Source organism: Streptococcus sp. HMSC072D03, assembly GCF_001812855.1.
Lineage (GTDB): Bacteria > Bacillota > Bacilli > Lactobacillales > Streptococcaceae > Streptococcus > Streptococcus salivarius_D.
In genome coordinates this window covers 3,243-28,120 of record NZ_KV810696.1, presented here as the reverse complement: position 1 = coordinate 28,120, position 24,878 = coordinate 3,243, and the positions used below count along the sequence as shown (strand labels likewise).

The following is a 24,878-nucleotide window of genomic DNA, read 5'->3' as shown; positions in this document are numbered from 1 at the left end:
AACATCAAAAACGATGTTTGTCTTCATTCTGAGATGGTACGAAACCATCTTCTATATTTTAGTTCTTATTTCACTTCTTGTTTGTAAAACTCTTTCAAAGCATCTTGCCATGTTGGGATGACAAATCCTGTAGCCTTAGCCTTAGCCAAACTCATTGTTGAGTTAAGTGGGCGTTTAGCTTTAGCTGGAAATTGGCTTGAATCAACAGGTTTCACTTCAACATCAGTATCTTTGAGGATTTCAACCGCAAAGTCATACCAAGTTGTATCTTCTGCTGCATCATTTGACAAGTGATAGTAACCATATTCCTTACGGTTTTCAGCCAAATAAGTCATAAATTCTGCCAAAGTACGTGTCCAGGTTGGACGACCATGTTGGTCATTAACAACTGTAAGTGTCTTGTGAGTCTTAGCAAGGTTTTGCATAGTGAAGACAAAGTTCTTACCATAGTTACCGAATACCCAAGCAGTACGGATAATGTAGTAGTTAGTCACATGTTTTTCGACTAACTCTTCACCCATGCGTTTTGTACGACCATACTCTGTCTGTGGATCTGGTTTATCATCAACTTCCCACTCTTGACCGACTGGTTTTTCACCATCAAAAACGTAGTCAGTTGAAATATAAACCAGCGTTGCACCATGTTTTTCAGCAGCCTTAGCGACATTTTTAGTACCTGTCACGTTGATAGCATAGTCAAGCTCTTTACCTTCATCTTCAGCAGCATCAACAGCTGTGTAAGCAGCACAGTGATAAACCAAGGTTGGTTTTACTTCCGCAAAAACTTCATCTACTTTGGCAGCATCTGTGATGTCCATTTCTGCCACATCTACTGCTACATATTCTTCGTTACGTTCATCAAGAAGGTGACGAAGTTCAGTTCCGAGTTGGCCATTTGCACCTGTTACTAGAATCATATTTTTCTCCTTGTAATTTTCATTAATAGCACTTTAATTTTAACAAAAAAAGGGTGAAATTTCACCCCTTTTCTTTAATAACATACACTGGTCGTTTCTTGGTTTCTAAAAAAATCTTGGAAATGTAGTGACCGATGATTCCAAGCGCTAAGAGCTGAATTCCCCCTATAAAGAGGATAATAGAGACAAGGCTCGCCCAACCAGCTACGCTTCCACCAATGGTCAACTTTCTGATGATGACGAAAATAATCCCAACCAAAGAAATCAAGAATGAGAAGGTCCCCGCCCATGTGGCAAGCTTCAAGGGTACTTCTGAGAAGTTGATAAAGCCATCAAGTGAGTAACTCAATAGGCTCCAGAAAGACCATGAAGTCTCTCCTGCCACACGTTCACGATTTTCATAAGAGACATAGGCCACGTCAAAGCCGACCCAAGAAAAGAGACCTTTTGAAAAGCGATTGACTTCCTTGAGCTCAAGTATGGCATCAACGACTTGACGAGTCATCAAGCGGAAATCACGTGCCCCATCCACCATTTCAGTATCAGAAACTTTATTAATCAGCCAATAGAATGCCTTTGCAAAAAGCGAACGAATAGGTGGCTCACCCTTGCGGTCTGCACGTCGTGTCCCCACAACGTCGTAACCTTCTTGGATTTTGGCATACATCTCGATGAGCAGTTCAGGTGGATCTTGAAGATCGGCATCCATAACTGTGACGTAGTCACCTTGGGTTGCTTCAAGTCCTGCCAGTAAGCCTGCTTCCTTCCCAAAATTACGCGAGAAAGAGAGATAATGAACATTCTCAAATTGTTTTGAAACCTGTCTCAGAACTTCTAAGGTGCGATCTTTTGAACCGTCATTGACAAAGTAATAGTTGAAAGCCAACTGATTGGCCATTTGTCGCTCAACTGCCTGACAAGCCTCTAAAAAAGGATGAATAGTCTCCTCCTCGTTATAACAAGGAACAACGATAGCCAGTGTTTTCATAAGATTTCTCCTAACGAATACCTAGGGCGATACGGGCATAACGACTCATCTTTTCAACAGTCCAAGCTGGTGTCCAGACCAACTTAACCTCAGTCTTAGTGACTTCTGGCACTTCTTTCATAGCATCATAAATTTGGTCTGTCAAAAGGTCTGCCAAGGGGCATCCCATAGTCGTCAAGGTCATATCGATTTCAGTATAGCCATCTTGCTGGAAACGGATATCGTAAATAAGGCCAAGGTTGACAATATCAATCCCCAACTCAGGGTCAATAACCATTTCTAAAGCTTCCAAGATACGATCCTTGATTTTTTCAATTTCTGCTTCAGTGTATTTTACTTCAGACATAGCTTTCCCTCCAAAATCAGGGCCTAATAATCAGGCCCCTTCCATTTACTATCTTAGTCTTCAATAAAGTCTTTAAGTTGTTTACTACGGCTTGGGTGGCGCAATTTACGAAGGGCTTTAGCTTCAATCTGACGAATACGTTCGCGAGTGACGTTGAAGACTTTACCAACATCTTCCAAAGTACGCATCTTCCCATCGTCAAGACCGAAACGGAGACGAAGAACATTCTCTTCACGGTCTGTAAGGGTATCAAGCACTTCATCCAATTGTTCACGAAGAACCACACGAGTTGTGTAATCTACTGGATTTTCAATAACTTCATCCTCGATAAAGTCACCCAAATGGCTATCATCTTCTTCACCGATAGGTGTTTCAAGAGAAACTGGCTCTTGAGCAATCTTAAGGATTTCACGAACCTTATCTGGAGTCATCTCCATACGTTCAGCGATTTGCTCAGGTGTTGGGTCTTGTCCCAACTCTTGCAAGAGGTTACGTTGCTCACGCACCAATTTATTAATAGTTTCAACCATGTGAACTGGGATACGGATGGTACGTGCTTGGTCTGCGATGGCACGAGTAATTGCTTGACGGATCCACCATGTCGCATAAGTTGAGAATTTGAACCCTTTAGAGTAGTCAAATTTATCAACGGCTTTCATAAGCCCCATGTTACCTTCTTGAATCAAGTCCAAGAACTGCATACCACGTCCCACATAACGTTTTGCGATTGACACTACCAAACGAAGGTTAGCTTCTGCCAAACGTTGTTTAGCTTCCAAGTCACCATTTTCAACAGCGATAGCCAACTCTTTTTCTTCTTCGTTACTCAAGAGAGGCACTACCCCAATCTCTTTGAGGTACATACGAACAGGGTCATTGACCTTAGCTGAGTTTGAACCAAGAAGCTCCTCGTCTGTCAACTCTTCTGGTTTTGGGGCTTCAACAACATATTTAGATGAAGGATTTCCGTCCTTATCAGTGATAGAGATACCACCGTCTGTCAAACGTTCCAAAAGGTCATCAATCCCATCAGCATCCAGAACAAATGGGATAACTAGTTTTTCTGTGACTTCATCATCAATTGCTGTACCAGCTTTTTTGTGGTTACGAATGAAATCAGCGACTTGAACGTTAAATGCTGTATTTTGTTTTTTCTTTGCCATGTGTTACTCCATATCTCGTTTTTGGGCGATGAGCATCTGCAGGGCTTCCACCGCTGCATCCACATCACCGTGGTTACTTGATTCTCTTATTTGTTTACTTTGCTTACGAAAGTCCTGTTCCCTCAAAAAATGATTTCTACGCTCTTCGATAGCCTGAACTTCTTCAAGACTAGTTTCAGGTGGTAAAATCTCCTCTAAAACCTGATAATAGGCTGTCTGCACCTCTTGTGAAAGTAGAGACAAAGCTACGGTATCAATCTGACCATCCTGCTTCAGAATATGATAAAGCTCCTCTAACTCAGGTGTTTGGAAGAAAAACTCCTCTCTCATGCGATAGTCATTTAAAATCATCGGATGATTAAGCATACGATGGAAGAGTTGATTTTCCGCTCGACGAAGACCTGTAATCTTAGGTGTAGAAGGTAGTTTGACCGTTCCTCTGAATCCTGACGCTGAAGACTCATAAGCACTATTACTAGCAGCCGATAATTGAGCCGTCTGCTGATTCCTCATGGTCAACCGTTCGTTATTGACCGCTTGCTCGACTTGGAAAAAATCAAAATCTGGCAAAAGGTCAGCTACCTTAGAAATGTAGGAATTTTGTGCTGTCACAGAAGGTGACTTGGCAATAATCTTAGCAATCTGCTCAACATAGGCAATCTCTGCTTGAAGATTGTCTACATTAGCGGGCTTGAGCTGTCCTATCCAAAATTCCACATCTGAAATGCGGGACTCGACCAAAAGTTTCCCCAAAGCCTCTTCGGAGGTTTTCTGTAGATATTCATCAGGGTCCATATTGTCTGGAATTTTAACAATATCAACTTGAAAATCCGATAAAAGCTCAAGAGACTTGGCAATCGCATTTTGCCCAGCCTTATCACCATCATAGGTCAGAACAATTTTCTTGGTGAGTTTACGCAGACGATTGACATGTTCAGGAGTCAACGCCGTCCCCATAGAAGCCACAGCATTAACATGCCCAGCCCTATAAGCGGCAATGACATCCATGAATCCCTCCATCAGATAGACCTCATGGGTCTTCTGAATCACCGGCTTAGCCTGATCAAGGTGGTAGAGTTCGTAAGACTTATTGAAAATGCGGGTAGCCCTCGTATTTTTGTACTTGGCTTGTCCTTTTTCAATATCGTCCTTGGTCCAAACACGGCCTGAAAAACCGATAGTCTTTCCAAACTCATTCTTAAGCGGAAACATGATTCGATTTTTAAAAGTATCGAAAAGGCGATTACTTTCAGAAAGATTAAAAAGACCTGATTCTGTCAGCACCTCTTCGTCATATTTTTTTGATACAGACTGATAGAGATAATCTGGTTCGTCAGGGGCTAGACCAATCTGGAAGGTCTTAAGTAAATCGTCAGTCATACCACGCTCATAGAGGTAGGCACGCGCTGCTTCTCCTATCTTAGTCGTCATCAGAACTGCGTGATAAAACTTAAGCGCATCCTCATGAAGATCATAGAAGGCTTGATTAGGAGAATTCTGCTGCTGAGCCTGTCTTGGTGCATCTATCGTAACTGCAATACCTAAGCGGTCTGCCAGAACCTTGACACTTTCTTGGAAAGAAATCTGACGGTATTCCTCTAAAAATTTAAAGACATCCCCAGACTTTCCACAACCAAAACAATGATAAAACTGCCTATCCTCGATAACATTAAATGAGGGGGTTTTCTCCTTATGGAAGGGGCAGAGACCGAGGTAATTTCGACCTGCGCGATTAAGACTGACAACTTCACCAATCACGTCGACGATATTGGTACTGCTCTTAATATCTTCTATTAAAGCTTTATCAATTACCATCTAACTGCCCCCTATCTTACCATAATTGCATTACTTCTAATTATAACACGATGAAAAATGAAAGTAAAATAAAATTGATTTTTCATGAGCAAATCCCTTGTCAAGAATTACAAAATTGGATAAACTATTAAAAATAAATAAAAGAAGGGAATCATTATCAAAATGATTAAAGAACTTAAAGATTTTTTATTCAGGGGGAATGTCCTTGATCTTGCTGTAGCCGTTGTTATGGGAGCTGCCTTCAACGCTATCATCACTTCACTTGTAAGTGATATTATCACTCCAGTTATCCTTAACCCAGTTGTTAAAGCTGCTAACGTTGAAAACCTCTCTAAATTGTCATGGAACGGTATCGCTTACGGTAACTTCTTGAGTGCAATTATCAACTTCATCATCGTTGGTACTACCCTCTTCTTCGTTGTTAAAGCTGCTAACCACGCTGTAGCTCTCGATAAAAAAGAAGAAGCTACTGAAGAAGCAGCAGCTCCATCACAAGAAGAATTGCTTGCTGAAATCCGCGATCTTCTTGCAAACAAATAATCTTTATTTGTTCACCTAAAAGCATATGAAACTTAAGACGCCTGAACTATCAGACGTCTTATTTTTTTATACCAAGAGACTTATTTATTCGAGGAAAAAGAAAAAACTTGAGTAATCTCAAGCTTTTTTCTGTTAATTTCATTCTTAATTAGAATTTTTTACGTTTGCGAGCTGCCTCTGATTTACGTTTACGTTTTACAGAAGGTTTTTCGTAATGTTCACGTTTACGAGCCTCTTGAAGAGTACCAGCTTTAGTCACAGAACGTTTGAAACGACGAAGAGCGTCGTCAAGTGATTCGTTTTTACGTACTACTGTTTTTGACATTGAATTCACCTCCTCAAGATAATGTAACATTTTACACGTTCTATTCAAGTATACAAGACTGATCTTTTTCTGTCAAGAAATATCTTTTAAGTTTGAGTAATTTTGATGTCAACACTATTTTCTAAGTCTTATTGGAGATTATCAGGGGCTTTACCATACAAAAAACTAGAGGAATCATCCTCTAGCTCTCTTTTATTCAACTGCTGTGTATTTAGAAGCATCCTTGATGTACTCGTCGTAAGTACCATTGTCTTTCAATTTCTTGATAACCTTGTTTACTGCTTCTTTCAATTTGTCATTACCTTTAGCCATAGCGACTGCTTTAGCATCACCATCATCAACTTTGAGGGCAACACTTGCCAAAGCCAAATCTGGATTTTGTGCCACGTAACCTTCTGCTACTGGTTTTTCAAGGTCAACAGCATCAACTTGGCCAGACTTAACTTCGTTAATAGCTTCACCCATTGCTGTAAGTGATACGACTGTTGAGTCTTTTAACTGTTTCTTAGCAAGTCCTTCTTCGATAGTACCTTTTTGAACAGCTACTTTTTTACCCTTGAAAGCATCTAGGCTTGAGTAGGTAGATTCTTGATCTTTACGAACAATGATAGCATTTTGTGTTTCGTAGTAAGGATCTGAGAAATCGAAGGTTTTCTTACGTTCATCTGTTACAGAGATACCAGAGATAGCGATATCAGCCTTACCAGCTTGAAGGCTAGAAAGGACATTGTCAAAGCTCATAGTTGTCACTTCAAGTTTAACCCCAAGTTCATCAGCGATAGCTTGTGCCAACTTGATGTCTGAACCGACAACTTGGTCTTTACCGTCGACCAAAGTTTTGAACTCAAATGGTGCATAGTCTGGACTGACAGCCACGACAAGTTTTTTATTTTCTTTAATAGATTCGTAAGCGTCTTTTTTTGACCCACATGCTACCAAGGTAACGGCAGCAAGGAGAGCCATGGCTCCAAGGAAAAGTTTTTTCATAAGAAACTCCTGTATAAATATAATTTTTGCTCGTTTATTTTACTTGAAATTAGTGGTATTGTCAACATTTATTAAGAAATTGCGACAATTTTTCTAAGCCCTTTTGAAGGACTTCCTTGTCACAGCAATAACCGATGCGAACATGGGACTCCTTGTCAAAACGGTTACCCGGAACCACAAGAACACCATAGTCCTGAAGAAGCTCTAAAGCAAAATCTTCGATAGGACGATTCACATCTAATTTGACGAAAGAGGTGGAAACACTAGCAGGTCTAATCCATGACGCCTTAGGTTCCTTGGCAATCCACGCATCCATAAGAGCTAGATTTTCCTCTACAATCTGACGATTACGTTCTAGGATGGCTTCTTTATTTTCCAAGACAAGGGTAGCCACCATATCATCAAAGACACCAGCACAAATCATCGTGTAGTCGCGGTAGTCACGCAGAATATCCGCCACCTCTGTGTTAGAAGCAACCCAACCCACACGAATACCAGGAATGGAATAGGTCTTTGACAGACTATTGACGGCAATGCCCTTTTCATACAAATCCACAATAGAAGGTGCAGGCTGGTCAAAACTGCGATAGACCTCATCTGAGAAGATATAGGCGTCTACTTCTTTAGCGATAGCCACTAGCTCCTCGAGGTAAGCAGCGTCCATAAGGGCACCGGTAGGATTGTTGGCATTGTTAATACAGATCATCTTTGTATTAGGACGAATCAGACGACGGAGTTGGTCCAAATCAGGCAACCACCCCTTGTCCTCTTCAACCGCCCAGAGATCCACATCTGCTCCTAGTGACTTAGGAATGTCATAGAGCTGCTGATAAGTTGGATACATGGAGATGACATGGTCTTCAGGCTCAATAAGAGCGTAAAGGGCTAGCATCGTCGCTCCCGTTGCCCCGTTGGTTTGGAGGATATTATCAACCGGCATGTTCTTGTATAAACTAACCACCTGAGTTTTGAACTCTGGTGCCCCCTCAATCCAGCCGTAATCCATCTTTTTCTTTAGCAGTTGGGCAAAAAAGGCGTCCTTATCAAGGCCTGACAGGTCAAATAATTCTTCCATTGTGAGGGCCTTAATTGAAACTCCTGCGATATCATATATGGCAGATTTTTCATGGACATTAAGCCATTCTTCAACACCAAAACGTGGTAGCTTCATAGTTTCTCCTTGCTTTTCTTAAGCACTCTATACGATGTCATTTGTCTATTGAACAGACTTACCTACTTTGATAATAACCGTTTTTAGCAGAGAATTCAATAAAAAATGGGGTATTGCCCCATTTTAGATTTAAGAATTTTTGGAGACTCCCCCTAAGTGAGTAAAGCGAGGACCAAACGAGACTTTTCACTGTTGATGAAAGCACCTGAAACATGCTCGTTTCAGGTGCTCGGGAGTTTTAAATTTACTTACTTTGTTTGTAGGTTGATGCTTCTTTCAACCATTGGTCAAATTTTCCAGAGTCCTTAGTCTCTTTGATGACGGCATTGATTTCTTTAAGCAAGTCATCTGAACCCTTACGTGTTGCGACGGCATAAGCATCTGTACCATCTGACTTGAGATTAAAGTTGGCAAGGGTTAAATCATCATTTTGAGCGATATAACCTTCTGCAATGGCCTTCTCAAGTACAACTGCTTGAAGCTGACCTGATTTAAGTTCGTTAATCATTTCACCATTTGAAGCTAGTGATACGACACTTGCCTTAGGAATTTGTTTCTTAGCAACGGTTTCTTGGACAGACCCTTTTTGCGTACCGACCGTTTGTTTAGCGAGACTATCAGTGCTTGTGTAGTCATTTACCTTGTCTTTTTTGACAATCACTACATTTTCTGACGTATAGTAGCTGTCTGAAAAATCATAAACCTTCTTACGTTCGTCTGTCACCGAAATACCAGCAATGGCGATATCAGCTTTACCACTTTGCACGTTAGCAAGAACATTATCAAAAGACATTACTGAAAATTCAACTTTTACACCGAGTTTTTCACCGATAGCTTTGGCCAACTCGATATCTGCTCCAACCAGCGTATCTTTGCCGTTAACCAACGATTTGAACTCAAAAGGCGCAAATTCAGATTCTGTTGCCACGACAATTTTCTTCTTTTCCTTAATCGTTTTGGGACTTACTCCCTGACTTCCGCTACAAGCAACTAGAAAGCAGGTAGCGACTAGAGCTGTAAGGATAAACCAAAATTTCTTCATATAATAACCCCTTATTTAGTAGAACTCTTAAGAGAGAGAGCATAGGCATCTTTAACATAGCTGTCAATCTTACCTTCTTTTTTGAGTTTAGCGATAACCTTATTAACCTTTGCTTTTAGCTTATCGCTTCCTTTAGGCATTGCGACGGCATAGGCATCTTTTGAATCTGACTTGAGCGTAATGTCTGACACAGCTAGATCACTATTTTGATCTACATAACCTTGTGCAATGGCTTTTTCAAGAACTACTCCTTCAACTTGACCAGATTTCAATTCGTTGATAGCTTCACCAGGTTGTGCCAAGGATACCACATTAGCATCTGACAAGTTGGCTTTGGCGATATTTTCTTGAATAGAACCTTTTTGAACGGCTACAGATTTTTTAGCAAAATCGCCGGTTTGTTTGTAAGTTCCTGTTGCATCTTTTTTGACAACAAGAACCGTTTCAGACTCATAGTAGGTGTCTGAGAAATCAAAGATTTTCTGACGTTCTTCAGTGGCTGAAATTCCTGAAATGGCGATGTCTGCCTTGCCAGATTGAACATTGGCTAAGACATTATCAAAAGACATTTCAGAGAATTTGACTTTTACACCAAGCTCATCTGCAATAGCCTTAGCAATTTCGACATCTGCCCCAACAATCGTATCCTTACCATTTTGGATTGTCTTGAATTCAAAAGGAGCAAAGTGAGGATTAAGAGCAACTGTCAAAGTTCCTTTATCTTGTACCTTTTCCAAAGTGTCCTTCGACGAAGAACAAGCTGCTAAAGTCGTCAAAGCAAAGATTCCTGCAAATCTCAACAAAAGTTTTTTCCATGTTTTCATAATCAATCTCTTTTCTATATTTATTAACTTATGTAAGTATAATAATGTATTATTATGCATTTGTCAACGAAAAAATGAACTTTTATTGATTAAAATTTTCATTTTTATTAATTTTATCATCGTTACAAAATCTAAAAATTACTTATTTAGAGCTCTTTTATCTGATTTTAAAGACAAAAAAACTATTCATTCATTTGAATAAATAGTTCATATTCTTACCAAAATTCTCGGATAAAGTCATTTTCAAGACGCTCACGATAGAAAAGTTCAGAGAGTTGATCCTCTTCAAACACGCGCAAGAGGTTGAGCATGTCATAGGCCAGCTCCATCTTAGGCACATCTTCCCTGGCAACCCAACGGACTTCTCCCTCTTCTGTCGAATGAATGTCACCTTCAAAGTCTGAAGTTCTATAGAGGAAAACAAGATAACGCTCGTCATCTGTCGTGTACCAATGCTTCATACCAACCAATTTAGGATTTTTAATGGTCAATCCAGTTTCTTCCTTGACCTCACGAATAACTGACTCCACTAGCCCCTCGTGTGCTTCAATATGACCACCAGGCAAGGCAGCCCCCGACCAGGAATAACGCTTGGGATCGCGAATTTGCATGACAATATTTCCATGGTCATCTTCGATAAGACACATGTTGGTCAGAATAGTAGCTTGTGAACGTGACATAGATAGTCCTTTCTAGTAAGTAGTCAAATAATACCATGACAATCAATTATTTTGTCGTAAATAAAGATAAAGAGCAGCATAGAAAACCATAAACAATATATAACCAAACATTGGTATCCAAACAAGTTCTCTTTTTATCGTCCACATGGGCTCAAAAATAATTTGCGGATTATCTTCATTCATATCACTTATACCTACCATAGCATGCAACAGAAATACAATAAGGTTAAAATTTAAACCAATAAAAGCCGCAATTTTTCTCTGGCCCATCTTGTTAAAGTGTTAACCCAAGGCTCAGTATTTCTAATCCATACTCCTCAGTTCTAGCACCATATCACGGATTTGGGCCGCCAATTCAAAGTCAAGCAGTTCTGCTGCTTCGTGCATTTGTTTTTGAAGTTTCTTGATGGCTTCTTGGCGTTCTTTCTTGTTCATGGCACTGTAGTCCACAGTATCCTCTGCGACTTCTGCTTCATTAGCCTTGGTAATCGAAATAAGATCACGAATTTCTTTCTTAATCGTTTGTGGGACAATGCCATGTTCCTTATTATAGGCCATCTGGATTTCACGACGACGAGCTGTTTCATCCATGGCTTTTTGCATAGACTCCGTAATTTTATCCGCATACATGATAACGTGCCCTTCGCTATTTCGGGCAGCACGTCCAATCGTTTGGATAAGCCCACGTTCATTACGAAGAAAGCCTTCCTTATCAGCATCCAAAATAGCAACCAGACTAACTTCAGGAACGTCAATCCCTTCACGGAGAAGATTAATCCCGATAAGAACATCAAAGACACCCAAACGTAGGTCACGGATAATCTCAGTACGTTCCAAAGTCTTAATGTCAGAGTGCATGTATTTGACCTTGACCCCCATTTCCTTGAGATAGTCAGTCAAGTCTTCAGCCATCTTCTTAGTCAAAGTGGTTACGAAGACACGCTCGCCTTTTTCAGTTCGGGCATTGATTTCACCAAGGAGGTCATCCATTTGTCCCATAGTTGGACGCACTTCGACTTCTGGATCAAGAAGCCCTGTCGGACGGATGATTTGCTCAACGACAGTCTCAGTTTGCTCCATCTCATAGTCCCCTGGAGTGGCAGACACATAGACAATCTGATGAACATGACTCTCAAATTCTTCACGTCGAAGTGGACGGTTATCAAGCGCTGATGGCAAACGGAAACCGTAATCAACCAACATCTTCTTACGGGCCTGGTCCCCGTTATACATTCCCTTAATCTGACCCATGGTCATGTGACTTTCATCAATCATGATAAGGAAATCTTCTGGGAAGAAATCAAGCAAGGTGAAGGGTGGCTCACCTTCTTTACGTCCATCCATGTGGCGTGAGTAGTTTTCAACACCATTGGTGTAGCCCATCTCTCGAAGCATTTCAATATCGTATTCTGTCCTTTGGCGGATACGTTGAGCCTCGATGAGCTTACCCTCAGCTTCAAATTGCTTAACCTGAGCTTCCATTTCTTCCATAATATTCTTGATGGCTTCTTCCATATGCTCTTCATTGGTCATAAAGTGAGTCGCCGGGAAAAGAACAAGGTGCTCAACCTCGCCGAGATTGCGTCCTGTCAAACTTTCAATCTCACAGATGCGGTCAATCTCATCACCGAAAAATTCCACACGAAAGGCGTGTTCATCGCGGCTGGCAGGAAAAATTTCGACCACATCGCCACGCACACGGAATTTCCCACGTTGGAAATCAATGTCATTTCGCTCAAACTGGATATCAACTAGGTCATTGAGCAACTTGTCTCGAGAAATCTCTTGGCCTGGACGAAGGCTGACCGCTGAATCTGCATATTCTTTGGGCGAACCCAAACCGTAAATACAAGAAACGGAAGCCACAACGATAACATCATTACGCTCAAGGAGGGCCGATGTCGCTGAGTGACGGAGCTTATCAATTTCATCATTTACAGAGCTATCTTTTTCGATATAGGTATCCGATGACGGTACATAGGCCTCTGGCTGATAGAAATCGTAGTAGGAAACGAAGTATTCTACAGCATTGTCTGGGAAGAACTCCTTGAACTCTCCATAAAGCTGACCTGCCAAAGTTTTATTGTGGGCGATAACCAAGGTTGGTTTATTGACGCGCTGGATGACCTGACTCATGGTATAGGTCTTACCTGTCCCTGTCGCCCCCTTTAGAATTTGAGCCTTCTCACCACCTTCAATATTATCCACCAAGGCTTCGATGGCCTGAGGTTGATCCCCAGAAGGTTCATATTTAGAAACCAAATGGAATTGGTTGTCTTCTTTTCTATCTATCATTCTTTTTCCTTTCATTTATGTAATCATTCATCTCTTGGTCGGAGAAAAATTCTCCTTCTGCGATAGGAATGTGAATCATTTTTGTCTCAGCAACGTATTTTCGCTTTTTTCGTGTCTGAAAACCAAGTTTTTTATCATATTTCAAGGCCGTTTTACTATCATTGAAAAAAATGTATAAAACTCTATATCTCTTTCTTTCCCAAGACCTTATATTTCCGAAATCATCGATACGTTTTAGAATATAGTATATAGTCGACGAGTGTTTGGCATCATCCATTGGCGTTGACCAATCCTTCATAACCAAGTCAATTTCAGACAGCGGAATCTCAAAGGTTACTCGTCCACATAACCTTCCATAATAAATAAAGGTATCATTGTTAATTTCCAAAATTTTTTTATGACCTTTAAGTCTCACAATACCGTAAACTAAATTAGTCAGAGCATGAAGAAATATTAGTAAAATGAAGAAGGCAACACAGTTATCTACAAAGTTCCCAAAACGATAATCATCTAAAAGAAACCAGCAGAATAGACCGGTGGAAGCGACAAGAAATATAAGTCCATAGACAATTTGGACACAAATCATACCTCGCTCAAGTCTAACTCTCATCTCTTCCCCTTTTCCAAACTTTCTTCTATTTTAACACAGAAGTAAAAAGACCGAGTCTTTGAACTCAGCCTTAAAAGTTTTCTTTTTTCAATTGTAGACGAAGGATAATAATCCCTACCAAGAGAACGAGACAGGTAACGATATTCCCTTCTAGACCAAAGGCTCCACCTGATAACCAATCAGGCAAGCCTGACCTGGCCTGAAAGTGCAATAAGCTACCGCCTGCATTCTGCCCACTAACTGCCACGCCAACTATATTCCCTTGCGCAAAGTTCCAAGCACCGTGAAGGGCAGCGACACCCCAGATATTATCTGTCTTGAGCATGTAAAGAGCCAAAAGAACTCCTACTAGAACAATACTGATTAGAGACAAGGCGGTAACACCTTGATTTCCTAGGTGTAATATTGAAAAGAAAGAACTTGAAATAGCAATTCCCCAGGAAAGGTTCAATTTATTAGTCACCGTCTGAAGTAACCAACCACGTGTCACCAGTTCCTCGGTTCCACCTTGGATAAACCAGAAAGGTATTAGGGATAGTATGTATAAGAGGGTTCTCTGAGAAAAGTCTACTTTTACAAATTCTAAACCGCCTAGTAAATAAGTCCCAAGGAAACTAACTAACAAGAGCAAAGTTCCAAGTCCCCAACCCTTAAGCAAGTTCAACCAAATATGACCCTTGAAAAATCCAAGTGTACGAATGGGACGTTTTTCAACAACTTTAACCCAGAAAAAGATAGCTAAGGCAGTAAAGGCAAAGGCTCCCAACTGAAAATACAAAGTTGAAAATATTTTATAGTAAATCGAATGTATATCCTGGAACTGAATGTTGCCATTTAATACTAAGAACGAAAGAACAATAGCCATTGGAATTCCCACAACAATCCCTGATAGAAATCCACTTATAAGGAAATAACCCAAGGCAATAAAACAGGACAGCATAATCATCAGCCAACTTGGGACTTTATCATATAGGCTGGTATATTTCTCAAGCATACGTTTCTTCATTTTTTAGCTCCTGTAACAAATCTTACATGTATTCGATTACAGTGTAACTAATTGACACAAGCTTGTCAACTTCTTCTCAGATAGCTCTCATAGCTAACGAATCTTGTTACATTTCCTAACATCAAACTCCAAGAAGTTTGATAACAAGACCTTTTTTTGATAGAATAGGAAGGTATTTTATAAAGGAGACTTTTTATAATGAAGAAAAAACTTCTGACACTCTTCTTGAGTGCCATGTCAGTTTTCTTTGTTTTCGGAGCTAAGGTATCTGCTGAAACAATTTCAGTCGTTTCAGACACAGCCTATGCCCCATTTGAATTCAAAGATTCTGATCAGACCTACAAAGGTATCGACGTTGATATCATCAACGAAGTTGCCAAACGTAAAAATTGGGATGTTAACCAAACCTTCCCTGGTTTCGATGCAGCCGTTAACGCTGTTCAATCAGGCCAAGCAGACGCCCTAATGGCCGGTACGACTGTTACCGACGCACGTAAGAAGGTCTTCACTTTCTCAGACACTTATTACGACACTTCAATTGTTATCTATACACGTAGCAGCGACAAAGTCAGCGACTACAAACAATTGAAGGGTAAAACAGTCGGTGTTAAAAACGGTACCGCTGCTCAAACTTGGCTTGATAAAAACGCTAGCAAATATGGTTTCACAGTTAAAACTTTTGACACTAGCGACTTGATGAACAACAGCTTGGATTCTGGTTCTGTTGACGCAGCTATGGACGACACACCAGTTGTTAAATACGCTATTGGTCAAGGAAAAGACTACGCTATCAACATTAAGCCTGAATCTATCGGTAGCTTCGCTTTCGCTGTTAAAAAAGGCGGAAAACACGAAAATCTTATCAAAGACTTCAACGAAGCTCTTAAGGAAATGAAGAAAGACGGCACCTACGACAAAATCATGAACAAATGGTTGGGTGACTCAGAAAAATCTTCTTCCTCAAAACCTTCAGCAGATCTTAAATTGACTGGTGATGCTAACGCAAAAGCCACTCCTGCTAAGGAAACCTACACTATCTCAATGGACTCATCTTTTGCTCCATTCGAATACCAAAATGGTTCAGGTAAATATGTAGGTATTGATGTTGATATCATCAATGCTATTGCTAAAAACCAAGGCTTCAATGTCAAATTGACTAACCCTGGTTTCGATGCATCACTTAATGCTGTACAATCTAGCCAAGCTGATGCCGTATTGGCTGGTATGACCATCACTGATGCTCGTAAACAAATCTTTGACTTTTCTGATCCTTACTACACATCAAACATTCGTTTGGCTGTAGCTAAAGGAAGTAAGGTTAAATCTTACAAGGATCTTAAAGGTAAGACTGTAGGAGCTAAAAATGGTACGTCATCTTACTCATGGTTGGAAGACCATGCTGGTGAGTATGGCTTTACTGTTCGTGCTTACGATGAAGCTTCTACTATGTATGACAGCTTGAACTCTGGTTCAATCGATGCTCTTATGGATGATGAAGCCGTTCTTCTATACGCTATCCAACAAGGGCGTAACTTTACAACACCAATTGAAGGTATTGCCACTGGTGAAGTCGGATTTGCTGTTAAAAAAGGCACTAACCCTGAGTTGATTGAGATGTTCAACAATGGTTTGGCTGCTATCGTTAAAGATGGTACTTACGATAAGATTATCAATAAATACCTCGATAGCAACAAATCAAAAGAAGGAAGCTCAAAAAAAGCTACCGATGAAACAACCATCGTAGGATTGATTAAAAACAACTACAAACAACTTCTCCAAGGTCTTGGAATTACCCTTGGATTGACCCTTCTTTCATTTGCTATTGCCATGATTATCGGTGTTATCTTCGGTATGATGGCAGTTGCACCAAACAAGACACTCCGCGTGATTTCGCAAGTCTTTGTTGACGTGGTTCGTGGTATCCCATTGATGATTGTTGCAGCCTTCATCTACTGGGGTATTCCTAACTTGATTGAAAATATCACTGGTCACCAATCACCAATCAATGACTTTGTGGCAGCGACAATTGCCCTCTCACTTAACGGTGGTGCTTACATTGCCGAAATTGTACGTGGTGGTATCGAAGCTGTTCCTATTGGTCAGATGGAAGCTAGCCGAAGCTTGGGTGTCCCTTACAATACAACAATGCGTAAGGTTATCTTGCCACAAGCAGTTCGCTTGATGTTGCCAAACTTCATCAACCAATTTGTTATCTCATTGAAAGATACGACTATCGTATCAGCTATCGGTTTGGTTGAACTCTTCCAAACTGGTAAAATCATCATTGCTCGTAACTACCAATCATTCCGTATGTATGCGATCTTGGCCATCCTTTACTTGGTCATCATCACATGCTTGACGAAATTGGCTAAACGACTAGAAAAGAGACTTAAATAATGGCTGAATTGAAAATCGATGTGCAGGACTTGCACAAATCATACGGCGACAATGAAGTCCTTAAAGGCATTGACGCCAAATTCTACGAAGGTGACGTTGTATGTATCATCGGTCCTTCAGGTTCAGGTAAATCAACCTTCCTTCGTACGCTTAACCTACTTGAGACAGTGACATCTGGTAAAGTAGTCGTTGATGGCTATGAATTATCAGATCCTAAGACAGACCTTGACAAAGCCCGTGAAAATATTGGGATGGTCTTCCAACATTTCAACCTCTTCCCACACATGACAGTCCTTGAAAACGTGACATTTGCACCTGTTGAACTCGGACGTATGAATAAGGAAGAAGCTGATAAATTAGCTATGGATCTTCTTGATCGTGTTGGACTTGCTGACAAGGCAGATGCAATGCCAGATAGCCTGTCAGGTGGACAAAAACAACGTGTGGCAATTGCACGTGGTTTGGCAATGAATCCTGATATCATGCTCTTTGACGAACCGACTTCTGCCCTTGACCCTGAGATGGTCGGAGACGTTCTTAACGTTATGAAAGAATTGGCAGAACAAGGTATGACCATGATTATCGTTACTCACGAAATGGGATTTGCCCGTCAAGTTGCCAACCGAGTAATCTTTACTGCGGACGGTGAGTTCCTCGAAGATGGTACTCCAGATCAAATCTTCGATAACCCACAACACCCACGTTTGAAAGAATTCTTGGACAAGGTTCTAAACGCCTAATTATCAAAACAGTTACTCTTGCTAGAGTAGCTGTTTTTGATTACCATTTTGGATAAGAAAAACAGAGCAAGTGCTAGACTTGCTCTGTTTCTTCATTTAGTTCAGGGTGTTTTGCTGCTTCTTCCCTTGCCAAGCGCTCACGCTCAAGACGGAGTTTTCGGTTAGGATTTAAGCGCGTAAAGAGTTCTTCAAGTTTCTTTGGATTCCAAACATCGGCCGCAGAAACAAAATTTCCATCTTTATCCCTGAAGGATATCGGTTTATCTCCCATTGTAAACCTCTTATTTCAATAATTTATTGTATTCAGCAGATATTTATATCACACTTAGCCACGCCACACAAGTCGGTCGAGTATACCGACTTTACGTAGTTAGTGAGGTTGATAGGCAGTCCGCCATAGCGGCTGCCGTAGACTATCTTGTGCTTCAGCACTTAGAGAGTCTTTCAACGTCAATCAACAAACTCAAACTCGAAGTTACCGATACGAACGATGTCGCCATCCTTAGCACCACGTTCACGAAGCGCTTCATCAACTCCCATACCACGCAATTGACGTGCAAATTTCATGATAGATTCGTCACGTTCCATGTTAGTCATGACAAAGAGTTTTTCAAGTTTCTCACCAGAAAGTACCCATGAGGCATCGTCATCACGGCTAATTTCAAATGGACGTTCATCCTCGTTAAAGCCGTAGTACACTTCTTCTTGTTCCATATCGTCTTCGCTATAAAGCAAGAATTCATCAGTCTCATCAAGTAACTCTGCAGTAGCTTCCAAGAGATTTTCCAAACCTTGGTGAGCCAAACTTGAAATTGGGAAAATTTGTGGCAACTCATCAAATTCATCATAGTTAGCAGCCAATTTTTCCTTAAACTCTTTCAAGTTTTCCTCAGCCCCAGGCATGTCCATCTTATTAGCCACAATAATTTGTGGACGTTCCATCAAGCGAAGGTTGTAAGTTTCCAACTCTTTGTTAATTTGAAGATAATCCTCGTAAGGATCACGCCCTTCACTCGCTGACATATCAATCACATGAAGGATAACACGTGTACGCTCAATATGGCGAAGGAACTGTGTTCCCAAACCAACACCCTGGCTAGCCCCCTCAATCAATCCTGGAAGGTCAGCCATGGCAAAGCTCTCACCTGACTTCGTACGAACCATACCTAAGTTAGGAACAATTGTCGTAAAGTGATAGGCACCAATCTTTGGTTTTGCTGCTGTTACCACACTGAGAATCGTTGATTTACCAACGGATGGGAAACCAACCAAACCAACATCAGCCAAAATCTTCAATTCCAATTGAAGTTCACGCTCTTCACCTGGTTCACCATTTTCAGCGATTTCCGGAGCAGGGTTACGAGGTGTCGCAAAACGGATATTTCCACGTCCACCACGTCCACCGTGAGCAATGACAAACTCTTGGCCATCCTCAACCATATCAGTAATGACCTTACCGGTCTCAGCATCACGAACTGTCGTACCAGGTGGGATGCTAACGATGAGGTCTTCAGCACCTCGACCGTGCATTCCCTTGGTCATCCCTTTTTCGCCATTCTTAGCCTTGAATTTACGATTATAACGGAAATCCATAAGGGTACGTAAGCCTTCGTCAACCTTGAAAATGACTGAGCCACCCTTACCACCGTCACCGCCCCAAGGACCGCCATTGGGTACATATTTCTCACGACGGAAGGCAACCATCCCGTCACCACCACGACCAGCTTTGACACTAATCTTGGCTGTATCTAAAAACATACTCATCTATATTTCTCTCTTTCTGATTTGTATGCCATGTACAAATTCAATCACAAACGAAAGAATTTCCGACATACACAAAAAAACGCTTGATAGCGTCTTAAAGGACAGCTGCGACTGCTTGGAAAATCAATGCCCCAACTGTTACTAATAGCATAATCAAAACGACCAATACTGTTAGACGTTCAAAAAATGATTTCTTACGTGGTCCGTTATCTCCAAATGCCACTTGAATTTACCTCGTTTTTTCTTCTATTATTTCACAATAATAGTAACAAAAATCTGCCTATTTCGCAACTCTTAGACTAGCTTAAGCCAAAGGAATTCCAAAAACCGTTAAAGCTTCCAACTCCTCCTCGGTCAAACGTCGCCAAGCACCAAGTTCTAAATCATTGGGCAGGCTTAAAGGCCCCATACTTAGGCGTTGTAACTCTGTCACTTCCTTACCACAAGCAGCTACCATACGCTTAACCTGATGAAATTTCCCTTCAGCAATGGTAATCTGAACTAGGCTAGTCCCAACAGCCCTATCTACGGATACAATTTCTAGTTTAGCTGGTTGGCAAGTGTGATCTTTGAGTTCAATCCCTTTTTCAAAAGCCAGAATATCCTCCTGCTCCATGATTCCATCCACCTTAGCCTGATAAATCTTATCAACATGTTTCTTTGGAGACAGCATAGCGTGAGCTAAATCGCCATTATTGGTCAAAAGCAGGAGACCGTGAGTATCAATATCCAAACGTCCAACAGGAAAGACCTGCTTATGTCTAGCTGTATCATCCAGTAAATCAAGCACTGTCTTGTGACGAGCATCCTCCGTCGCTGAAATGACACCCTGAGGCTTATTTAAAAGATAGTAAACAAAGGTCTCGTGTGTTAATGCTTGACCTTGAAAAGCAATCTTGTCTTGATTCTCATCAATCTGAGTCTTAGGTGATGTCTCCACCTGACCATTTACGGTCACTTGCTTCTTTTTGAGAAAGGTCTTGACTTGACTGCGACTACCAACACCACAATCAACCAAAAACTTATCCAGACGCATCTATACTTCCTCCTTTATTGGAATCCAAACTTCCATCTCATAATCTTCAGCCTGACGATTCCCTGGCGGATAAACCTCTACAGTTGGCTGATCAATCATTTCAAAATGTTTCTTAGCATAATGAAAACTCTCCCAAACAGCTGCTGTTGCAGGCCCTCTAAGTTTAAAAACCGCATAAGTAGCTGGTGCAAGAGCAATCATTTCCATACTATCATCCTCACCAGCCAAGGCCGTTACATAAGTCTTACGACTGCCGTCATTGATCCGAATACCATAGGTAGGAACAGCCAAATCATCTTGCTCTGCCAAAAAGGGTACCCAAAGGAAGTCTGTTGGCTTACCTAGTTCCTCGCCTTCAAAAGCCATCCCTGAAAAACTCAAAAATCCCTTTCGAACAACCTTCACATCATAACGAACAGTTACTAAATCCAGCTTTTGAATCACCTTTTTCAGTTTTATCAGTTCGACTGGAACCTCATCCGCTAGGACATAGGAAATCTTTTCTACAAATGCTTCTTTTTCAGCATTACCTGAACCTATAGGAACCAAGACCCAATCTTCTGCTGTGACACTTTGATCTTCACAAAGGTAGGTAAAGTGCTTTCCCCCTTCGTTAAAAGACACATCAGCTAAACGAAAAAGAGGCTCAGGCAAATCGACAACCACCATTTCAAGCCCCTTTGCTTGAAACAAGAGCTCTTGATCCCTTAAACGCACTTTCATAGCCAAGCTATCACTATCAATAGAAAAGCTGTTATCCAAGTCCATTACAGACTGAAAGAAGGCCTGGTGTAACCCTGAAAAAGTCCAGACGGCATGCCAACGACACATCATCTCATAATCATCAATGGTCACAAGAAGAGAGAGCTCCTGCTGGTCTGACGCATAAGAATAGGCTTGAACGCTCAATTGGTCTGGTGTCAGGTAGTCATTAACGAAGACCGCAAAGTCATCCATGGTTTGAAAATCTGACATAAACGCTCCTTTTCTATTCCTCGACCGAGCCTGTCACATACATGGTAAATGTAGCCCTTGTAAGGATTTTCTCTTCCTGATTAGTAATGACAACTTCCACCACCTTGGTCGTCTTGCCATTATGAACACACAATCCCTCAATCTTGAGTTGGTCAGACAAATGCCCTGCCTTAAGATAATTGATATTAGACTGAAGCGTCACCGCATAGTCACCTGTTGAAATGGACACGAGTCCTGCGACCTGGTCACAAAGCGTAAACAAATAACCCCCATGAGCATTACCAAAATAATTCAGGGACTTCTCAACAACCTTAGTTGTCACGATGACATGTCCCGTTTCAAATAGTTCTTCTTGAAAATTCTCAAATACACGGATTTCATGTAGTTTGTCTTGCATAGCAAGCCCTCCTATTGTTGCTCATTCCATACCTAGTGAAATGACACGTCTTTATCTACTAGTATAACACGAAGTTCATAAAGGATAGTAAGCTTATTTGGCTAAGCTAATATCAACCTGAATATCTTCACGAAAAAGCTTCTTCACTCGGCAAAAATTATCCACAAAAGCCAAGAGTTCTTGCTCATTTTCCAAAATCAGATCCTCAGGTAAATGAATGGCAAGGGTAAAATGGTCTTCTTCATAGTTGGAATAAACCTGAATAGCAAGCTCCTCGATTCCCTGATATTTGGCAAAATAACTCTGTAGACACATGGTCACACAGGAAGCCAAGGCAATATTCACCAAACTCATCGGTGTTTCCCCATCTTCCGTATAGCCAAAAAGTTCCACAGGTGCTCCGTAACCCTCTGAAAGCGAATGGAAACGTTTGTCACCTTTAATTGTTGTTTGATACATCATGTCACCTCAATCTTTTTTTATTATTATAACAAAGAGAGCCTTAAGGACCGAGCTGAACGCTTTGAAATATCTATCAAAAGAAGAAAAAGCGTAAGGTCTTTTAGCTCTTATTTTCCAATAGATTAACCTTGTACAACACGGATATTACCGAGGGATTACAGTTGGGTAAAAACAACTGGAAGCGCTTTTAAAATTTCGTTTTTTCATTTAAAATGAATTTACTAAGAAAAAAGGGAGACTATTATGAAAACATTTTCTAAATTAACTTTAGCCTCTGTCTCAGTTCTTGCCTTGTTGACCTTAGCAGCATGTGGCAACTCTAAAGACAAAACTGACTCGTCATCTTCAGCACCATCATCAAGTAAGGTGACCAAAGAATCTTCTTCAACTGATTCAAGTGCTTCAGTAAAAGTCAACAAAGACGGATCAACTGAGGTCAGCGATGGAAACGGTAACTCAGCAAAAACAAACGGTAATAATACTGTCGAAGCCAACGATAGCGAAGGTAACAGCGCAACAGTTGGTCAAGATGGCTCAGTAGAAGTTAATAGCCAAGACGGTACAAATGTCAAAGTTGGTTCAGACGGAACTGTCTCAATTGGTAACTAATAAGATAAGATAGGCTAGCTAATCTGCTAGTCTATTTTTTAGGTTTAGATTGATGTAAACGCTTCCTGAAAGTGCTATAATAGGCGTGGAAATCCAAATTCAGGAGGTGAGACAATGAAAAATAAAATCATCTTGGGATGTTTGGCTGCAGCGACTTGTGAGATTCTCTTTGGGCTCAGTTTTATCTTTACCAAATCTATCACAGCACAGGTCAGTGACCTGGCTTTGATCTCTTGGCGCTTTGTCACAGCCTTCCTTTTTATTAACCTCTATTTTCTCATCAGTCGACGTCGGATAAACATGAACGGTAGAAATCTTAAACCCCTGACACGTATTGCCATCCTCAATCCGATAATCTATTTTATCTGTGAAACCATTGGCATTCGTATGACGACGGCTTCTGAAAGTGGAGCCTTTCTGGCCTGCATCCCAGTCGTTGCCCTTATCATGTCTAGCCTTATTTTAAAAGAATGGCCTAGCCGTTGGCAGGTGGTCGGTGTCATCACAACCCTCATCGGTATCATCATAGCTGTCTTTGCTGCTGGCGGTTCTACCCACTTCTCCCTTGTGGGCTATTTGATTCTAGGTCTAGCAGTCGTCTCCTACGCCCTGTATTGCGTTGATGTCGAAAGAGCCAGTCAATTTAGTAGCCTTGAGATTACCTATTTTATGCTTGCCAGTGGTTGCCTGACATTTGGACTCTTTGCACTCAGCCAAGGCTTTCTAGCAGGCGATTTGAAAGAGCTCTTGCTTCTCCCTGTGAGCAATCCAAAATTCACTATCACTATCCTTTATCAAGGCTTGGGATGCAGTGTTCTGGGCTATCTGCTATCAAATTTTGCCATCGCAAATATCGGAGTTAACCGAACAGCATCCTTTATTGGGATTTCGACCATTATCTCAATTCTAGCTGCTGTTGTCGTCTTAGGAGAACCCTTCTCGCAGCTACAAATTTTTGCAGGCATTTTAGTCGTCCTGGGCGTCTATGTGGCCAATAAAACCTAAAACTCTCGGGAATTAATCTTCCGAGAGTTTTTTAGTCTTAATCAAGCTCTGTTTGAATCAAAACGACGAGTTCTTCCTCATTAGGAATACTACTTACCGCAGTCGGCACAGGTAAATCCTTATCTCCATAGCCCTTTATAATATGTGATAAAAACACAGATGCTTTCGTCATGGCAAGAGGCAAAGAATCTGCCCTAATGCTACGACCAAAGTCAGGAAAACTAATTTGATAACCTTCCTCAATCGTGTGAAAAATCGCTGGATATTCGTATAACATGTCTCTTCCCCCATTTCAATACTAGACTCCTCTATGATAGGATGTGTTTGAGGATAAGTCAACCAAAAATTATTACAAAGAGAGAGTGAAACCATTCGAAACAAGGCAGCTCTAAAACTTGTGTTCTCCAATCGTCTTAATTAGTTCAGTTTTGGAACCATTCGAAACAACACAGCTCTAAAACGTGTGATTTCGTGCTACAAAGTCTGTCATGGTTTTGGAACCATTCGAAACAACACAGCTCTAAAACTCAATAAATGATTTGTCATACATGAAGATTGTTTTGGAACCATTCGAAACAACACAGCTCTAAAACGTGTGATTTCGTGCTACAAAGTCTGTCATGGTTTTGGAACCATTCTAAACAACACAGCTCTAAAACTCAATAAATGATTTGTCATACATGAAGATTGTTTTGGAACCATTCGAAACAACACAGCTCTAAAACTACATTATCACACAGTGTTAGATTCTCATTGTTTTGGAACCATTCGAAACAACACAGCT

28 protein-coding genes and 1 CRISPR repeat array are annotated in these 24,878 nt (G+C 40.9%); of the genes, 5 read left to right on the top strand and 23 right to left on the bottom strand.

Translation table 11 applies throughout. The features are described 5' to 3' along the window. Positions 1-65: 65 nt before the first annotated feature. The 5 genes from rfbD to dnaG form a co-directional block, all read right to left on the bottom strand. Positions 66-917, bottom strand: coding sequence for a dTDP-4-dehydrorhamnose reductase (rfbD, locus tag HMPREF2877_RS09300; protein ID WP_045768502.1), 852 nt, complete (start codon positions 915-917; stop codon positions 66-68). 61 nt (positions 918-978) lie between these two features. Next, positions 979-1,905, bottom strand: a complete 927-nt coding sequence (locus HMPREF2877_RS09295; protein ID WP_045768501.1) for a glycosyltransferase family 2 protein — start codon at positions 1,903-1,905, stop codon at positions 979-981. 10 nt (positions 1,906-1,915) lie between these two features. Further along, on the bottom strand, positions 1,916-2,251 hold the full coding sequence (locus tag HMPREF2877_RS09290; RefSeq protein WP_002886809.1) for a metal-sulfur cluster assembly factor: 336 nt from the start codon (positions 2,249-2,251) through the stop codon (positions 1,916-1,918). Between the two features lie 53 nt (positions 2,252-2,304). Continuing rightward, positions 2,305-3,414 carry an RNA polymerase sigma factor RpoD gene (rpoD, locus tag HMPREF2877_RS09285; protein ID WP_014632795.1) on the bottom strand — a complete coding sequence of 370 codons (1,110 nt, stop codon included), beginning with the start codon at positions 3,412-3,414 and terminating at the stop codon, positions 2,305-2,307. 3 nt (positions 3,415-3,417) lie between these two features. Then, positions 3,418-5,229: a DNA primase gene (gene dnaG / locus HMPREF2877_RS09280; protein ID WP_002886808.1), complete on the bottom strand. Its 1,812-nt coding sequence runs from the start codon at positions 5,227-5,229 to the stop codon at positions 3,418-3,420. Positions 5,230-5,391: 162 nt separating this feature from the next. Between dnaG and mscL the strand changes: the two genes are divergently transcribed. Next, positions 5,392-5,769 (top strand): large conductance mechanosensitive channel protein MscL, encoded by a 378-nt coding sequence (gene mscL / locus HMPREF2877_RS09275; RefSeq protein ID WP_045768500.1) that lies wholly within the window; start codon positions 5,392-5,394, stop codon positions 5,767-5,769. A 148-nt stretch (positions 5,770-5,917) separates the two neighbouring features. On the opposite strand, the gene rpsU is transcribed toward mscL, so the two are convergent. From rpsU to HMPREF2877_RS09225, 10 genes are all read right to left on the bottom strand, one after another. Next, positions 5,918-6,094 (bottom strand): 30S ribosomal protein S21, encoded by a 177-nt coding sequence (rpsU, locus tag HMPREF2877_RS09270; protein ID WP_002884573.1) that lies wholly within the window; start codon positions 6,092-6,094, stop codon positions 5,918-5,920. Positions 6,095-6,286: 192 nt separating this feature from the next. Continuing rightward, complete coding sequence (locus HMPREF2877_RS09265) at positions 6,287-7,081, bottom strand: ABC transporter substrate-binding protein (protein ID WP_002886806.1); 795 nt, start codon at positions 7,079-7,081, stop codon at positions 6,287-6,289. 61 nt (positions 7,082-7,142) lie between these two features. Continuing rightward, positions 7,143-8,252 carry an aminotransferase gene (locus HMPREF2877_RS09260; protein WP_002886805.1) on the bottom strand — a complete coding sequence of 370 codons (1,110 nt, stop codon included), beginning with the start codon at positions 8,250-8,252 and terminating at the stop codon, positions 7,143-7,145. Between the two features lie 244 nt (positions 8,253-8,496). Continuing rightward, positions 8,497-9,294, bottom strand: a complete 798-nt coding sequence (locus tag HMPREF2877_RS09255) for a transporter substrate-binding domain-containing protein (protein ID WP_002884336.1) — start codon at positions 9,292-9,294, stop codon at positions 8,497-8,499. An 11-nt stretch (positions 9,295-9,305) separates the two neighbouring features. Beyond that, positions 9,306-10,118 (bottom strand): transporter substrate-binding domain-containing protein, encoded by an 813-nt coding sequence (locus tag HMPREF2877_RS09250; RefSeq protein WP_070579737.1) that lies wholly within the window; start codon positions 10,116-10,118, stop codon positions 9,306-9,308. Positions 10,119-10,333: 215 nt separating this feature from the next. Then, positions 10,334-10,798 carry an 8-oxo-dGTP diphosphatase gene (locus tag HMPREF2877_RS09245; RefSeq protein WP_002886803.1) on the bottom strand — a complete coding sequence of 155 codons (465 nt, stop codon included), beginning with the start codon at positions 10,796-10,798 and terminating at the stop codon, positions 10,334-10,336. Between the two features lie 42 nt (positions 10,799-10,840). Then, positions 10,841-11,068, bottom strand: coding sequence for a hypothetical protein (locus HMPREF2877_RS11090; RefSeq protein WP_002886802.1), 228 nt, complete (start codon positions 11,066-11,068; stop codon positions 10,841-10,843). 33 nt (positions 11,069-11,101) lie between these two features. Continuing rightward, on the bottom strand, positions 11,102-13,093 hold the full coding sequence (gene uvrB / locus HMPREF2877_RS09235) for an excinuclease ABC subunit UvrB (protein ID WP_002886801.1): 1,992 nt from the start codon (positions 13,091-13,093) through the stop codon (positions 11,102-11,104). Continuing rightward, positions 13,083-13,703 (bottom strand): hypothetical protein, encoded by a 621-nt coding sequence (locus HMPREF2877_RS09230; RefSeq protein ID WP_045768499.1) that lies wholly within the window; start codon positions 13,701-13,703, stop codon positions 13,083-13,085. The genes uvrB and HMPREF2877_RS09230 overlap by 11 nt, the downstream gene beginning before the upstream one ends. 70 nt (positions 13,704-13,773) lie before the next feature. Next, a complete protein-coding gene (locus HMPREF2877_RS09225) occupies positions 13,774-14,709 on the bottom strand; it encodes a CPBP family intramembrane glutamic endopeptidase (protein WP_045768498.1) in 936 nt (311 codons plus the stop codon). Positions 14,710-14,907: 198 nt separating this feature from the next. Between HMPREF2877_RS09225 and HMPREF2877_RS09220 the strand changes: the two genes are divergently transcribed. Together HMPREF2877_RS09220 and HMPREF2877_RS09215 are read left to right on the top strand one after the other, a co-directional pair. Next, positions 14,908-17,106: an ABC transporter substrate-binding protein/permease gene (locus HMPREF2877_RS09220; RefSeq protein WP_045768497.1), complete on the top strand. Its 2,199-nt coding sequence runs from the start codon at positions 14,908-14,910 to the stop codon at positions 17,104-17,106. After that, positions 17,106-17,846 (top strand): amino acid ABC transporter ATP-binding protein, encoded by a 741-nt coding sequence (locus tag HMPREF2877_RS09215; protein ID WP_002884797.1) that lies wholly within the window; start codon positions 17,106-17,108, stop codon positions 17,844-17,846. Before HMPREF2877_RS09220 ends, HMPREF2877_RS09215 begins: the two co-directional genes overlap by 1 nt. A 73-nt stretch (positions 17,847-17,919) precedes the next feature. On the opposite strand, the gene HMPREF2877_RS09210 is transcribed toward HMPREF2877_RS09215, so the two are convergent. The 7 genes from HMPREF2877_RS09210 to HMPREF2877_RS09180 form a co-directional block, all read right to left on the bottom strand. Further along, positions 17,920-18,117, bottom strand: a complete 198-nt coding sequence (locus HMPREF2877_RS09210) for a hypothetical protein (RefSeq protein WP_002884415.1) — start codon at positions 18,115-18,117, stop codon at positions 17,920-17,922. Between the two features lie 179 nt (positions 18,118-18,296). Continuing rightward, positions 18,297-19,610 carry a GTPase ObgE gene (obgE, locus tag HMPREF2877_RS09205; protein WP_002884694.1) on the bottom strand — a complete coding sequence of 438 codons (1,314 nt, stop codon included), beginning with the start codon at positions 19,608-19,610 and terminating at the stop codon, positions 18,297-18,299. Between the two features lie 94 nt (positions 19,611-19,704). Continuing rightward, positions 19,705-19,833: a DUF4044 domain-containing protein gene (locus tag HMPREF2877_RS09200; protein WP_002884629.1), complete on the bottom strand. Its 129-nt coding sequence runs from the start codon at positions 19,831-19,833 to the stop codon at positions 19,705-19,707. Between the two features lie 81 nt (positions 19,834-19,914). Then, positions 19,915-20,646, bottom strand: coding sequence for a pseudouridine synthase (locus HMPREF2877_RS09195; protein WP_070579729.1), 732 nt, complete (start codon positions 20,644-20,646; stop codon positions 19,915-19,917). Continuing rightward, entirely contained in the window at positions 20,647-21,621 is a 975-nt protein-coding gene (locus HMPREF2877_RS09190; RefSeq protein ID WP_070437733.1) for a GyrI-like domain-containing protein, read from the bottom strand. Positions 21,622-21,634: 13 nt separating this feature from the next. After that, positions 21,635-22,018: a PaaI family thioesterase gene (locus tag HMPREF2877_RS09185; RefSeq protein WP_070579726.1), complete on the bottom strand. Its 384-nt coding sequence runs from the start codon at positions 22,016-22,018 to the stop codon at positions 21,635-21,637. A 93-nt stretch (positions 22,019-22,111) separates the two neighbouring features. Further along, positions 22,112-22,477, bottom strand: a complete 366-nt coding sequence (locus HMPREF2877_RS09180; RefSeq protein ID WP_070579723.1) for an OsmC family protein — start codon at positions 22,475-22,477, stop codon at positions 22,112-22,114. Between the two features lie 246 nt (positions 22,478-22,723). On the opposite strand from HMPREF2877_RS09180, the gene HMPREF2877_RS09175 reads away from it, so the two are divergent. Both HMPREF2877_RS09175 and HMPREF2877_RS09170 read left to right on the top strand, forming a co-directional pair. Further along, positions 22,724-23,089 carry a histidine kinase gene (locus HMPREF2877_RS09175; RefSeq protein ID WP_070579721.1) on the top strand — a complete coding sequence of 122 codons (366 nt, stop codon included), beginning with the start codon at positions 22,724-22,726 and terminating at the stop codon, positions 23,087-23,089. 114 nt (positions 23,090-23,203) lie between these two features. Next, a complete protein-coding gene (locus HMPREF2877_RS09170) occupies positions 23,204-24,094 on the top strand; it encodes a DMT family transporter (protein ID WP_070579718.1) in 891 nt (296 codons plus the stop codon). A 37-nt stretch (positions 24,095-24,131) separates the two neighbouring features. On the opposite strand, the gene HMPREF2877_RS09165 is transcribed toward HMPREF2877_RS09170, so the two are convergent. Further along, on the bottom strand, positions 24,132-24,371 hold the full coding sequence (locus HMPREF2877_RS09165) for a hypothetical protein (RefSeq protein WP_037602882.1): 240 nt from the start codon (positions 24,369-24,371) through the stop codon (positions 24,132-24,134). A gap of 82 nt (positions 24,372-24,453) precedes the next feature. After that, a CRISPR array of direct repeats spans positions 24,454-24,878; the repeat unit is 29 nt; unit sequence GTTTTGGAACCATTCGAAACAACACAGCT.